The following is a 12,836-nucleotide window of genomic DNA, read 5'->3' as shown; positions in this document are numbered from 1 at the left end:
CAATCGCCACCGCCAGGGTGCGGAATAGGGTCGCCATACCTGCATCAACGCCCTGCACCCCAACCTTGATCAACAAGGCAGTGAGGGCCCCGAAAAAAGCCGCCGCCGAGGCCCAAAGCTGCCAGTTCTGCACGGTGCCTAATGCTTTGGGGTAGAAGATGCCAAGGATAGGGAGATGCGAAGTGCAACAAGGGCCTTACGCACGAATCCTCAAGCCAAGCTGAGCTTCCCAACTGGAGAATAATGCATTAGCCCACTCGTCATACGAACCGTTAGCAATGTTGCCATCATGGCTATGGCAAGGCTCGGAGAATTATCCGGAATAAAGAAAGGATCAGTTTTTGCGTGTTTGACTACCTTGATTGTAATTGTAATATGGACCGGCTCCACTCTTGCAGCCCCTCCAGGCCACTTGCATCGAGTGCATAGGTAAGCCTTTAAAATTATAGCCAAGCCCAACTTCGGTGGAAAATCGCGGGCTGGAATGCTCGGTGAAGGACCCGAGCAAGCCTGTTCCTACAAGGCCAATTGGCCAAATCGCGCCCACACCAGCAGTCGCATGGGGCCCAAAGGGGCCTCCCCTTGCGGCGGGAGAAGCCTCTTCTATTGGATCCTGCTCTGCACAGTGGGGGCACATACAAAAGGGGCCATGCAACAAGCTATAAATAACAAAGAAATCCGCTTACTCACGCCTGGCGTAGGGCTTGTAGGGTAATAATGCTCATGACACACAGTAAGATATGGGCGAGGGCTTAAGAGTGACGACGGAGCACCATGCCTACTTTTGACTTATATGTCTAAATATATAAAAGCCGCTATTACAAAACAGGGTACGCCTAAATCTGCCATCATTCAGCCGCATTCATGAATCAGGCATAACATCAGATGGTGCCGGTGAATGATAGACAGAGGCTATCCTCTGGACCGTTTTGATTCCACTTTTAACAATTTCGTCAATGGCTCCCAACTGATTATCCGCGGAGAGATAGCTCACTAAGGCCTCCACAATGCTGGCATAGAAAGAAACCCCATTGCCATAACTACCTGAGGATCGCACCAAACCGCCACGCACCGAATCGCTGACACGCGTCAACATCACTGCGAGTTGCTGGCCCTGCAGATCCTTTAGCAATCCCGAGAGGGCCTCCGCGCTTGGTGCGTCAAGATCATTGGTGGCAGCGAGGTCTATCAAGACGGCTCTCAGAGGCCCTGAACTTGCTTGCACCTCGTGGAGGATAGCTTCGCGAAGCCCCTCAGCATTGGCAAAGAAGATACCGTTGTTCGGCCGAAGCATCAGCAGTCCTGGAAATGTCTGAGTTGCAAGATTAAGGCGGATATCAGTGAATTCAAAGCGATCATTTACGCGACCTAGCACGGCCAGGCATGGCTGACTACTGCGCCAAACAAGCATAAACAATGAGCAGGCAACAGAAAGCAGCAACGCCTCCATAGTCTCCAGCGTCAAAACAGCGAAAAAGGTTAAACTTGAAAGTACAAGCAGTTCTATGGGTGCGAAATAGATGACCAAGCTTTTTCAGCCTGACCATGCCTGAAACAGCAACAATCACGATCACAGCTAGCGTAGCTTCTGGCAAGGCATAAAACCAGCGGGTAAAAAAGAGAGCTACAAATGTGATCCCTATTGCGGCGATCAGGCATGAGAGCTGGCTCTTCGCCCCGGCTCTATCGTTGGCGGCGGATTTAGATAAGCTGGCACCAATCGGAAAGCCGTGAAACAAGCCGGCGCCCAGGTTGACTGCTCCTATACCAATGATGTCGCGATTGGGGTCAATCGGGTAGCCATGGGCAACCGAGAAGGCCCGCGCCGGACCAACTGCCTCAGCGAAGGTCACCAGAGCCAACCCCATCCCGCCCGGTACAAGCATCAGCCATTCCTGCACCGAAATCGCTGGCCACTGGGGTGGCATGAGCCCAGCGGGGATCTGGCCCACGACGGGGACCCCGTATTGCTCAAGACTGAAGATCAAAGAGGCGCCGATGCCAAAGCCAATCGTGATCAACGCGGCAGGAACATTTCTTATGGTGCGCTCAATCGCTATCATCAGGGTGAGGCATAAGCTACCAATGATGATTGTCGACCCATGGGCTTCACTCAGATGCTGGATGAGCTTGTCGAGAATCTGCCAGAAGTTGCCGCGTATTCCCTCTAGGCCCAGAAGCTTTGGCAACTGGTTGGCCGCAATCATCACGGCAAGGCCAGATACGAAGCCCACATTTACAGACTCCGATAAAAATCGGGCGAGCCTGCCAAGTCTCAACGCTCCCAACAGTATGCAGATGACGCCGCTAACAACGGTAAGGGCGGCAGAGAGCACAATGAAATGGGCCGAATGTGGATCGCTAATTCTGCTGATCGTTGCATAGGAAATGCTGGCAATGGCGGCTGACATTGCCACCACCAGTTGGCGGGAGGAGCCAAGCAGCGCAAATGCCAACAGTCCGATGGGCGCGGCATAGAAGGCGGTTTGGGGAGGGAGGCCTGCAATCTGTGCATAGGACATTCCCTCCGGTACGAGGAGGGTCACAACCGTAAAACCAGCGATCAGATCGGCGCGCAGCCAGTCCGTTCTGTACAGCTCCAGCCATTCGGGAATTGGCAGGAACCGCCTGCAAAAATGAAATGCCCTGGCTGCGGTGACAGCGGCAACGCCATTACTCCATTCCACTGGCATAGCCGCCATCTTGCGTGCCGCAAACCCTATCCCAGAAGGTGAAGTAGAGGCCGAAGTGCACCGAAACCCGGCGGTGATGCAGGGAGTGGTGAGACGGTCCAATCACCCAGCGGCCCAACAGGTGGTGGGGAAACTGGCGCGGCAGACATTCGAGGTCTAGGTGGTTGACGATCGCCCATACGGTCATGGTGCTGAGCACGGCCACCAGGGTGACCAGATGCAGGGGGATTAACATCACAATTCCGACTAGAAAAAGGGCCTGTACCAGGGCCTCGAGCGGATCGAATGCGAAGGAGGTCCAGGGTGTGGGCCGGAGGGAGCGGTGGTGGCCCCGGTGGAAGGCGTCGTACAGAGCTGGGTGGTGGAAAAGACGATGGGTGGCGTAGAACATCCCATCCTGCAGAATCAGCACCGAGAAATAACTCACAGCCAAATACCACCAGGTGTTGGCATCAGCTCCGCTGTATAGCCGGGTAATGCCATGGGCCTGCAGCCACAGCACTGCTGCGGCCGCCAGGGCAAAAACCGCCGCCGAAAACACCGACAGGCGAATGTCATGGCGGATCCCGCCCGAGATCTGCTGGCCTTGTCGCTCACTGGACCCTGTTTTGGCGTGGGGCCAGCAGACACGAACTAGCCACCAACATCCGCCGGCGGCAAGGAAATAGCGGGCCAGAATGATCAGAAATAGGGCGAGGCTGTCGGCTCCGAAGGAATGGCCTGGCCACCACTGACCTATCCACCACTGCCCTAGCCCCTCAAGCCCAAGGTGAGGGTTTGGTGGGGCCAGGAATATGCCGATAGAAGTGCTGATGAAGCTGGTGATGCCAGAGACAATGCATGTGACGATGTCGCTGCCCGCTGCTTCGATGGATTCAGGTTAGGGACAACCGGCCCCGAAAGCGCCAGCTGCTCAAGGGTTGAGCCAATGCTCTGCCCAGCCTTGATCGGCCCGCCAGCGGCGGCGCTGATGGGGATGGCCTTTGAGCTCCAGCAGCTCCACCTGGCTGATCTGGATCCTCAGCAGTTCGAAACATTCTGGTAGGGGCGAGCCATCTGCCAGTTCGCAGGGGAAGGCCGCTGCTGGGTCAAAGGGCGCTCCTGGCGGGGGCCAACCCCAAAGGGCCCGGGCTCCGGGGCTGAGTTGGTGCCAGTGACGCCGGCGTTCCTGGGCTTCGGCCTCGGCATTAAGCCTGAGCCGATCGCCCCGCAGCCGAAACTGGCAGCGGGCCTTGGGAAGCAACCAACAAAGCTCCAGGCGTGGCTCTGCCTGTAGTTCAGCGGCCTTGGGGCTGCGGCCATCGGTGAACAGATCCAGGCTGTGGGCATCTACCCAGCAGCGAAAAACCAGGGTGCGCACCCGTGGAGCCCCATCCAGTCCCAGGCTGGCGAGCTGTAGCCAGCGGGCATGGGGAGAGCGACCCTCGCGCCTTTGAGCCGCCTTGAGCAGGGGGCGCCAGGGGGGCATGGCCCCCGGGGTTGGGCCGCTCAGGTCCATGGCTCAGGATCGCAGCGGTATTGCTGCACATCACCGCGCAGCTGGGCGAATTCGGGGTGATCGGGGTCGAGGGCCTGCCACCACCAGCGGCCATCGGTGTAGCTGGGTACGCCGGCGTTGTTGGTGCGCGGCAGCTGCAGGGTCCCATTGCGCCAGCGAAGCACCAAAAAGGCCCCGGGCAGGGTGCCGCCGCTGCTGTTGGGTATTTCGGCCGCATCGACCGGCCCGGTGAAGGCGATGGCTTCCAGCGGTTCGCCGCCACAGAGGTAGTGCTGAGCTCCATCGTTGCTGGCAAGCGCGGTAGGCGCCGACACCAACATCACCAAAATGATGGCGAAAAAACCAAGCTTGCTAAGCAGTTTGATCACGGCCTGGGAGGGGGCAAATCACAAGGGGACAAAATGGGCGTGGTAGCACTTTCGGCCCATGCGCCGCCAAGCCAAGCTCCAAGCCAAGCTGGGAAGGACAGTGTTGCTAAGACCATGGCCTGTTCCCAATGCGGCAGCTGGACCATTCGCGCCGACCGCAGCCTGGCAGGTCGAATGGTTTGTGGCCGCTGCGGAACACCCATCAAGAGTGCTGGGAGCTTGCGATCACGGCGGCGAAGCCCATGGCGCCTGGTGGCGCTATCCGTAGTGGCGACCGCAGCAGCTCTGGCGGCCCTTGAACCAGCTACCCGCCAGCCCCAGCGGCTCAATGGCCCCCTAGAGCAGCCAGAGGAACGCGGGGTCAGCTGGTCATCCTGAAGCACGCGGCAAGGGAAGGCCGAGCTTCCCAGCAATGATGATTGGTCGGCTGACGACTTTGCTGGGACGCTGCCCCATCGAGCCTGTTGCGATCAAACGCTACCCATACACTGGGCGCCAGTTGAGTTGACCTGATCACTACGGGTCGGGTTATTGCAACAGCCTACCCAGTCAAGCGAAAATTAAACCGACTGTCCTGCTCAATCAAAAGTGAGCCAGCAGTTCAGCCCATCGCTTTAGGTCGCTGATCCGGCATCTCAGGCGGCGGAGCCGGTTGCAGCAGCGGGGCGATGCTGCTGATTCCGAGCATGAGGAACGACAAGGCTCCTAATAGCGCCAACAAACGCAGCCCCAGGCCACGGCCTCGATCGACAGGGAGCTCGTCATCGTCTTCGTTCTGGAGTTGGGACATGCAGAAGGTTGGCCGGATCGGCAGCATCAAAAGTCGCTGGTAGGGTTGATGAATTAAGCCATTCGCATGGAGAAGCTAGGTCGTTTTCTACTGCGCGGCCTGCGCATCGGTGCCAGCACTATTGCCATCATCGAGCTTGTTCGGAACGACTGGACCGGTGGGATCAGTGCCGCTCTGGCCTGGCTGGTGTTTCTGCAGGTAGAGCGGCGATTGCCCCCCAACTCTGCGGATCCAGGTGTGCAGGCAGGTGAGCGCCCTTGACCAGGATTCCCTAGGGAGGCTGCGGAGAACCAAACCCCGGGCATTGTCAAACCGATCACATCCTGTAACCCTTCGCAATGCCCATGGCCGACTCCTCTTCCCGCTTCGGTTTCGTCGCATTCGCTGAGACCGAGCATGGCCAGGGCATCCTCTCCCAAATTGGCCTGGGCTGACCAACACTCCTGCCAGCAACGGTCAATTTCAGAAGCGTGATGAGCGCTTCAATGGTCGTGCCGCAATTGTTGGGGTCGGGATCGGCGTCGTAGTTGAAGGCCTAATCGGCTTTGGCATTGACCATCAAATTGGTCTTGGGGCCCTAGTGGATGATTACGCTGCCAGCGACACCCAGCTTCTACCCTTCTGTCCTGAATTTGTCAACGCAATTAGCTAGAGCTAGCCAATTCTGGCTGGTTACTTGTTTTTGTCACTATTTTTTATTTAACACCGATGCTAAGTGGGTTGCTTAGCTCTTGCATTTATATAGAACCTGGCTGTCGCTAGCTTGCTCCTTTCCTAAGCTAATTTCCAATTCACGGGCTTTACTTTACCGGCCCGCTCAGGGATCCCGAGCGGAGGCTATTGTTTCCCAGGCATCATGTACCAATTTTGATACCATTTTTCCATTTGTTCAATCTCCCGGCTTTGGACCTTCACCATCAAAGCTTGCAGTTCCCGTAATTCCTGGTGCTGGGAATTAGCCTTACCGTGGGAGGCCATCATCACGCCCATGCGGTGATGGGGAATCATATTTTCAATAAAGCTTCGGTCAAAATCCGCTGACCTCTTCAGGCCCTTCAGGCTGGCGCCCATACCGCCCATGCCGCGGCCAAAGCCGATGGGCGAGGTAGGAACATCGGTGCCAAACCACTGGCGATACCAGCGCCGCATTTGGACATTCTCAGCTCTCTGGCTGGTTTTGATCTGCTGGGCCAGGGCCCTTATCTGCGCACGTCTCGAGCTGGTAAGGGCCAGCTCCGCCATGGCAATAGCCCCATCATGGTGCGGAATCATCATTTCGATGAAATGACGATCCATTGATTGCATGCCCATAGGCCCCTGAGCCACCTCAGAGTCAGATATGGGTACTGCAATCACATCGGCTTGGCCATGCCTGGTTCCAAGCAGCAATGCAAATTTGAGGAACGCAACACTGAAGAGCGCAACCCAGCAGCTGCACTTGACAAGATTTCTTGCCACGATGTCCTCCCCAAAGGAGCAACAACAGCTTAAACGTGGGCTTAGTAATTGACAGCCTGGGGCTATTTTGGGGGATATTTGCAGTAATTTACCGTAAATCAGCTGCGGCCACAAACGCCCCCTTGGCTGGGTAGTCAAGGCCGGCTGGGGGTCATGCTGCTGACCTTCCATAACCAGGGCTCATTAGAAGTCAGGTAGAAATCAGTGACTGAGGGGGTTCTCGCCAGCCCAGCAGTGCCAGAAGGGCCCTGATGTCATGCGCCAGAGCGGCCAGTCCCTCAGTGATCGACCAGTAGCCATCGAGTCGTAGGGCATTCATGGCCAGGCTGCGGAGCGTGGCCATGATCCGCACGCCGTTGCTCTCGCGGTAGCGGTGTGCGTCTTCCCGCAGCTGGGTGTCGCGGGGCCAGTGCCAGGAGTTCTCGATTGACCAGCGATCACGCACGTGCTGCTGCAGAGCCTTGGCTCCAGTGCGCAAACTCGAGACGTAGTAACGGATCTCATCGACCGGTTTGCCGTCGCGGATGCCTTTGCATCGCACCGCCAGGATCGTGGCGCTGCCCGGCCAGTTCTCCATCACCCACGCCGGGGCCGGCAGGCCACGCAGCGTCCAGGTGAGGTCACGACCGCGCTTGCGTTCACGCTTGCTGGCTTGCCACGGTGCCTTACGGCCATAGGTCAGCCGGTCCTTGATCACCCGAGATCCTTTGCGGCCACTGTGTTTCACCGCAATCAGGAAGTCGGCGCCACGCTGCTCGAGGTAGAGGAAAAAGGGCGGTTTGCATGCAGCGCGTCGGCTTGCACCAGCAAGCCGTTGAGCTCGACGCGATCCAACAGTTGGCGCAAAGCCGCGATCTCGCCGCCGGCATCGGTGGCGTAGGTGTTTTGGGCAATCGCAACGCCCAGCGTGTTGGAGTACAGGCTCACCTGAGCGATAAAACGCGCTGCGCCAGAAGCGGTTTGATCGATCGAACCCCGCAGGGTCTTGCCATCGCACACCAGGGTGTCGACAGACTCGGTGATGCCAGGTTGGGTTGCCATCCATTGCTGCAGCAGAGCCTCGAACCCATCGACATCGAGCTGCGAGAGCAGCAACCGGAAGGTCGAATCCGATGGCGGCTTGGCGATGTGGGTGCCGAGCAGCTCGTTCAGGGACTTGCGGTGGCGTTTGGCAAAACGCTCCATCCCTAGCAGGGAACCCTGGTTGCTGAGAATGGCGAGGATCGCCACCAGCAGCATCCACCACTGCGGGTAGCGAATCCCCCGGCGCAGACGGCAATCAGGAAGCGCCTTGAGGAAGCTGATCAGATCCGTTGCAGCGGCTGGGTTCTCGAGCGGCGAGGCCAAGAGATTCGTGCGAGACCTGCGCACCAAACCGGAGCTTAGCTCCGCACGCCAGGACTACTGGGACAGACTTCTAATAGGCCCTGCTTCCATAACGGCGCAGGAGCGATGAATTGATGATCACCGACAGCGAACTCAGCGCCATGGCGGCGCCCGCGAGCATTGGATTCAACAGGCCCAGGGCCGCGATCGGTACGCCGAGGCCGTTGTAGATGAACGCCCAGAAGAGGTTTTGGCGGATCTTGCGCATGGTGGCCCTCGACAGACCGATCGCTGTAACGACGTCGCGCAGATCGTTGCCGAGCAGCAGCAAATCGCCCGCCTCCTTGGCCACATCTGAACCCGAACCAATGGCGATGCCGATGTCGGCTGTGGCGAGGGCCGGGGCGTCGTTGACACCATCACCCACCATTGCCACCACCTGGCCGGCCCGCTGCAGGGCCTGGATCGTCTCGGCCTTGTCGGCAGGGCGCACCTCGGCGATCACCTCGCCAATACCCAACTGGGCGGCAATCGCCTGGGCAGTGGTGCGGTTGTCACCGCTGAGCATCACCACTGCGATGCCCCGCTGCTGGAGCAACTCGACGGTGCGGCGAGCCTCGGGCCGCACCGTGTCGGCTACCGCCAACAGGCCCAGCACCTCCGCTGCCTGGCCCAGCAGCATCACCGTGTTGCCAGATACTTCCAACTGGTGTAACTGCTGCTGCACGGCTCCATCGAGTTCGAGGACGTAGCGGCCAGCTATGGCGCGGTTGCCCAGCCAGAGGGGCTTTCGCCCCACCACGGCCTGCACCCCCTCGCCCACCTGGGCTTCAAACTCAGCCACTGGCAACAGCTCTAGCCCCTCGGCCTCAGCGGCCTCCAACAGGGCAGCGGCCAGGGGATGCTCGGAGCCATGCTCCAGTGATGCTGCCAGTTGCAGCACTTCCTGCCTGCTGCGCCCTGCACTGGCCACCACCTGGGTGAGGACCGGCTTACCGCGGGTGAGGGTGCCGGTCTTGTCGAAAACCACGGTGGTGAGCTGCTCGACCCGCTCCAGTACCTCGCCACTGCGGATCAAGATCCCCAGCTCCGCCCCCTTGCCCACGCCCACCATCAGCGCCGCCGGCGTGGCGATACCCAGGGCACAGGGGCAGGAGATCACCAGCACGGCGATGAAGGCCAGCAATCCGCTGCTGAAACTGCCGGCCAGGGTCCAGAGGGCAAAGGCCGAAAACGCCACTACCACCACCGCCGGCACAAACCAGGCCGTGACCCGATCGGCAAGCACCTGCACGGGCGCCGAGCTGGCCTGGGCCTCCTCCACGATGCGGATGATCTGGGCCAGGGCCGTGTCGGCCCCCACCCGCGTTGCCTCAAACCGCAGTAGCCCTCGGCCGTTGAGGGTGCCGCCGATCAACTCCGATCCCCTCTCTTTGCCCACGGGCATCGATTCACCGGTGATCAGCGCCTCATCCACCGACGAGCTGCCCTCCACAACCACCCCATCGGCGGGCAGCTTCTCGCCTGGCCGCACCAGCACCAGATCGCCGCGGAGCACCGCCTCGGCCGGCAGCGTCATCTCCTGGCCACCCCGGATCACCGTGGCAGTTGCGGGCTGGAGATCGAGCAGCCGGCGCACAGCCGCCGAAGAGCGCTGCTTGATGATTTCCTCCATGTACTGCCCCAGCAACACAAAGGAGATCACCACCGCTGACACCTCGAAATAGACGCCCCGCTCGTCGATGCCAACGGGGAGCCACTGGGGGGCAAACACCACCACCACGCTGTAGGCGTAGGCCACCGAGGTGCCCAGAGCGATCAGCACATCCATGTTGAGGGCACGCCGGCTCAGGGCTGACCAGGCCCCCACATAAAAACTCCAGCCCCCGAAGAGCTGCACAGGCGTGGCGAGTAGAAAAAGCCACACCCCCCAGGTGAGCCAGGGCAGCTGGGCCACCGGCGCCATGTTCACGATGCTCACCCCGGCGGCCAGGGCCAGGAAGGCTCCGGCCCGCACGATTGCCAAAGCCAACACACCACTGAGAGCGATACCAATGCGGCGGCGCATGCGGCGCAGCTGCTGCTCCGGTGCAAGAAAGGTCTGGCGGCAGCCCTGGCTGCAGAAGTAGTAGGTGCGGCCGGCCCGCAGGGCCGAGAGGGCCGTGGCCCTGGGCACGACCATGCCGCAGATCGGGTCCTTTGCCATCGGGCCGGCTGAAGTCGTAGCGGTGCTGCTGCCCATGGGATCAGTTAAAGGGATCTAGCCCCGCGGGTCCTGCCGCGGGAGATGGGCGCGCAGGCCGGCCTGGTCAAGCCGTCAGGTGGCTGGGCGGCGCCTATGGACTCAAGGCACACCATGCTGTTGGGATCACCGCTGGGTCGATTGAACTCACGGGGCTGTCCCAGCTGATGCCATGGGCCAGCGCGCCCACAGAGGGGAGTCAGCGGCCCTCGCAGTGCTGGACTGCTTTGAGGTAGATCAACTTGCCAGGGCCGTCCTGCCCGACGAGGGTGCTGGCATGCCTGAGACTCACCTGCTCATCAATGCATAGGTTGTAACGATGGTGTTTGACAGCTGTGGGAATCTGTAGAACAGCAATGCATACCAAGCTCAGGCTGCTAATCGCCGCCAGTACAGGATAAGCATGGGCCCGCACCATCTCTCGGGCAGTGAGCTGTTGACTGTTGTGATCACCCATCTTCTGTGATTACTCGTCTCGGTTTTTGGCCAACTCCAAAGATGCTTCAGGAGACGATCAGGCCACTGAAGAGCGGCGCTGCTGGTTTTTGTAGATCGCTGTTCCTGCGGCTGCGAGCACAAGCCCACCCCCAACGGCAAGGAAGGCCAAGGTTTGCAACAGCAACAGGAAGATGCCCAGGGTCGACCCGGCGACGATCTGCACCCGGGCCTTGATCAAGAGGGTGAGCAGCAGCAGCACCGTGGCCTTGAGGGCAAGCAGCTTGGCGACGCTGAAGGGACAAAAAGGGATCAATTTCACGAGGGAGTTGGCCTGTTGATCCCATGCTGGCAGTCGGGCGAGGGAGCGGTGGGTCAAGGAACAGGATGAAAACCAGGATGACGATCAGGTGGAAGCTGCCGCATCGTGTCCTTACGGTATCGATCCGCCAACATGGCGGAGTATTGATGCCCCTTACTGATGTCACGTCTCTCGGGTGCATGGGCTGCGCTGGCCATCTGCTGCGGCGGAGCCCTGGCCGCTGGAACCGCTGTTACACCGGCTCAAGCCATTCCAGCGGCGGCGATCTACTGCACCGCCCCTGGAGTGCCAGTGGGCTGCGTGGGCAGGCCGGCCGTACGGGCCGTCACTCCAGGTGTGGGCGCCCCAGGTGCTGGGATGCGGCCAGCGGCAGGCCCTGGTGCCGGGCCAAATATGGGCGGACCGGCTAACCGTGGCGGTATGCGCTGAGTCTCACTGGGCGCTAAGATCCCACAACTGCCGGGCCAGGCTGTCTGAGCAGGCATCGACACTGGGTTTACTGACCTCAAAACGCAGCCGACCGGGGCCCAACACCCGGTTGCTCCAGTATGCGAAGCCACTCGCTTGAGGAGCCCTGCTGGCCAACCCTGCCAGCAGGGCTCCAGCCCTCTGGGGTGTTTCGGTGAGCCGCAGCAGGTCGCGAGCAACCATGGCAAAGAGAGCCTGGGCAAAGGGGTTGTGGCTGCGGCTGTAGCGGAAGAAGCCTCCGTCGCTGCGCGGGATCACCAGCCCGGGGCTCCAGGCGAGCACCGGCAGGAGCATGCCCTGCTCCCTGAGCCGCCGCTCCGCCTCCCTTGCCATCAGAAGGTTGCAGAGTTTGCTGTCTTTGTAAGCCTTCTCGGCATTGAAGCTGCCGCTGCCATCGAGCATCAGCGCCCCAGGGCCCTGGCGCAGCCCAGCAAGATCCCCGAGGCCGGCCGGCAGCCCCACCTTCCCTCCGGCGCTAGTGGGGTCATGCACCTCCGAGGAGGTGACCACAAGCCGAGGTGCTGTGCCCCGCAGCAGCAGGGGCAAAAGCTGCTGCAGCAGGGCCTGGTGGCCCAGGTGGTTCACGGCGATGGTGAGTTCAAACCCCTGGGCCGACCAGCGGGGCTTGGCTTCGCCGCTGTACTGCAGGCCGGCGTTGAGCACCAATGTGTCGATCGGCTCCCCAGCTGCCAGCAGGGATTGGGCGCAGAGCTCGATGCTGCCCAGATCAGCCAGGTCGCAGATGGGGGTATCAATCGAGCCGCTCAGACGCTCGCGCAGGACTGCGGCGGTGCTCGCATCCCGGCAGGGCAGGGTGAGGCGGTGACCGGCCTGAAGCAGCAGGGCCGCTGCCTGAAAACCAATCCCGGAGCTGCCACCGGTGAGCAGGATGTGGCGGCCCACTCCAGCGCTGGGCTCATTAACCGCCATGGCTCCTGTTCCCGGCACCATCTCATTCTGTTTCCCCAGCTGTTCTCCCAGCTGTTGGCCCAGCTGCTCGCTCAGCGCAGACACGGCCGTACCAGAAGACCATCCTGCGGGGATGGGCTGGGAATGACCTTGAGCGTCAGGTCTTGATCCGGCTCCAGCACCAGATTCAGCTGTTTGAGCAGCCCCACCGCCAGCAGGCGTATCTCCAGCTCGGCCAGAGCCTTGCCCAGGCAAACCCGCTCCCCACCGCCGAAGGGCAGCAGGGCGGCTGTGCTTTCTCCGCAGAGATGTCGCTGGGGCCGGAAA

16 protein-coding genes are annotated in these 12,836 nt (G+C 60.5%); 3 read left to right on the top strand and 13 right to left on the bottom strand.

Annotated features, from left to right (window positions below; translation table 11 throughout):
• Positions 1 to 862: 862 nt before the first annotated feature.
• The 5 genes from KBZ15_RS08255 to KBZ15_RS08235 form a co-directional block, all read right to left on the bottom strand.
• Positions 863 to 1,450: a sodium-independent anion transporter gene (locus KBZ15_RS08255; RefSeq protein ID WP_255014717.1), complete on the bottom strand. Its 588-nt coding sequence runs from the start codon at positions 1,448 to 1,450 to the stop codon at positions 863 to 865.
• Positions 1,392 to 2,702 (bottom strand): SulP family inorganic anion transporter, encoded by a 1,311-nt coding sequence (locus KBZ15_RS08250; RefSeq protein ID WP_255014716.1) that lies wholly within the window; start codon positions 2,700 to 2,702, stop codon positions 1,392 to 1,394. Before KBZ15_RS08250 ends, KBZ15_RS08255 begins: the two co-directional genes overlap by 59 nt.
• The gene (locus KBZ15_RS08245) at positions 2,674 to 3,234 is read right to left on the bottom strand and encodes a sterol desaturase family protein (RefSeq protein WP_255014715.1); all 561 of its coding nucleotides are present in this window, start codon (positions 3,232 to 3,234) and stop codon (positions 2,674 to 2,676) included. Before KBZ15_RS08245 ends, KBZ15_RS08250 begins: the two co-directional genes overlap by 29 nt.
• Before the next feature lie 372 nt (positions 3,235 to 3,606).
• Positions 3,607 to 4,191, bottom strand: coding sequence for a pyridoxamine 5'-phosphate oxidase family protein (locus KBZ15_RS08240; protein ID WP_255014714.1), 585 nt, complete (start codon positions 4,189 to 4,191; stop codon positions 3,607 to 3,609).
• Positions 4,182 to 4,559 (bottom strand): hypothetical protein, encoded by a 378-nt coding sequence (locus KBZ15_RS08235; RefSeq protein ID WP_255014713.1) that lies wholly within the window; start codon positions 4,557 to 4,559, stop codon positions 4,182 to 4,184. The genes KBZ15_RS08240 and KBZ15_RS08235 overlap by 10 nt, the downstream gene beginning before the upstream one ends.
• Before the next feature lie 252 nt (positions 4,560 to 4,811).
• Here KBZ15_RS08235 and KBZ15_RS08230 point away from each other — a divergent pair, with 252 nt between their 5' ends.
• Positions 4,812 to 4,937 carry a hypothetical protein gene (locus KBZ15_RS08230; protein WP_255014712.1) on the top strand — a complete coding sequence of 42 codons (126 nt, stop codon included), beginning with the start codon at positions 4,812 to 4,814 and terminating at the stop codon, positions 4,935 to 4,937.
• A gap of 223 nt (positions 4,938 to 5,160) precedes the next feature.
• Here the strand turns inward: KBZ15_RS08230 and KBZ15_RS08225 are convergent, their stop codons facing one another.
• The gene (locus KBZ15_RS08225) at positions 5,161 to 5,349 is read right to left on the bottom strand and encodes a hypothetical protein (RefSeq protein ID WP_255014711.1); all 189 of its coding nucleotides are present in this window, start codon (positions 5,347 to 5,349) and stop codon (positions 5,161 to 5,163) included.
• A gap of 66 nt (positions 5,350 to 5,415) precedes the next feature.
• Here KBZ15_RS08225 and KBZ15_RS08220 point away from each other — a divergent pair, with 66 nt between their 5' ends.
• Entirely contained in the window at positions 5,416 to 5,610 is a 195-nt protein-coding gene (locus KBZ15_RS08220) for a hypothetical protein (protein ID WP_255014710.1), read from the top strand.
• Between the two features lie 576 nt (positions 5,611 to 6,186).
• On the opposite strand, the gene KBZ15_RS08210 is transcribed toward KBZ15_RS08220, so the two are convergent.
• From KBZ15_RS08210 to KBZ15_RS08185, 5 genes are all read right to left on the bottom strand, one after another.
• Positions 6,187 to 6,660, bottom strand: coding sequence for a DUF305 domain-containing protein (locus KBZ15_RS08210; RefSeq protein WP_255014709.1), 474 nt, complete (start codon positions 6,658 to 6,660; stop codon positions 6,187 to 6,189).
• A 337-nt stretch (positions 6,661 to 6,997) separates the two neighbouring features.
• Entirely contained in the window at positions 6,998 to 7,534 is a 537-nt protein-coding gene (locus tag KBZ15_RS08205) for an ISAs1 family transposase (protein WP_255014708.1), read from the bottom strand.
• Positions 7,535 to 7,539: 5 nt separating this feature from the next.
• Positions 7,540 to 8,178, bottom strand: coding sequence for an ISAs1 family transposase (locus KBZ15_RS08200; RefSeq protein WP_255014707.1), 639 nt, complete (start codon positions 8,176 to 8,178; stop codon positions 7,540 to 7,542).
• A gap of 46 nt (positions 8,179 to 8,224) precedes the next feature.
• Positions 8,225 to 10,375, bottom strand: a complete 2,151-nt coding sequence (locus KBZ15_RS08195) for a heavy metal translocating P-type ATPase (protein ID WP_255014706.1) — start codon at positions 10,373 to 10,375, stop codon at positions 8,225 to 8,227.
• Positions 10,376 to 10,889: 514 nt separating this feature from the next.
• Complete coding sequence (locus KBZ15_RS08185; RefSeq protein WP_254932184.1) at positions 10,890 to 11,132, bottom strand: hypothetical protein; 243 nt, start codon at positions 11,130 to 11,132, stop codon at positions 10,890 to 10,892.
• Between the two features lie 159 nt (positions 11,133 to 11,291).
• On the opposite strand from KBZ15_RS08185, the gene KBZ15_RS08180 reads away from it, so the two are divergent.
• Complete coding sequence (locus KBZ15_RS08180) at positions 11,292 to 11,561, top strand: hypothetical protein (RefSeq protein ID WP_255014704.1); 270 nt, start codon at positions 11,292 to 11,294, stop codon at positions 11,559 to 11,561.
• A gap of 3 nt (positions 11,562 to 11,564) precedes the next feature.
• Here the strand turns inward: KBZ15_RS08180 and KBZ15_RS08175 are convergent, their stop codons facing one another.
• Entirely contained in the window at positions 11,565 to 12,614 is a 1,050-nt protein-coding gene (locus KBZ15_RS08175) for an SDR family NAD(P)-dependent oxidoreductase (protein ID WP_315859865.1), read from the bottom strand.
• Positions 12,602 to 12,836 (bottom strand): cytochrome P450 (locus KBZ15_RS08170; protein WP_255014703.1); only part of this gene is annotated, 235 nt, incomplete at its 5' end. The genes KBZ15_RS08175 and KBZ15_RS08170, both read right to left, overlap by 13 nt.

Source organism: Cyanobium sp. BA20m-p-22, assembly GCF_024346275.1.
Taxonomy (GTDB): Bacteria; Cyanobacteriota; Cyanobacteriia; order PCC-6307; family Cyanobiaceae; genus Cyanobium_A.
The sequence above is the reverse complement of the archived record's forward strand: the minus strand, read 5'-3'. Positions and strand labels throughout refer to the sequence as shown.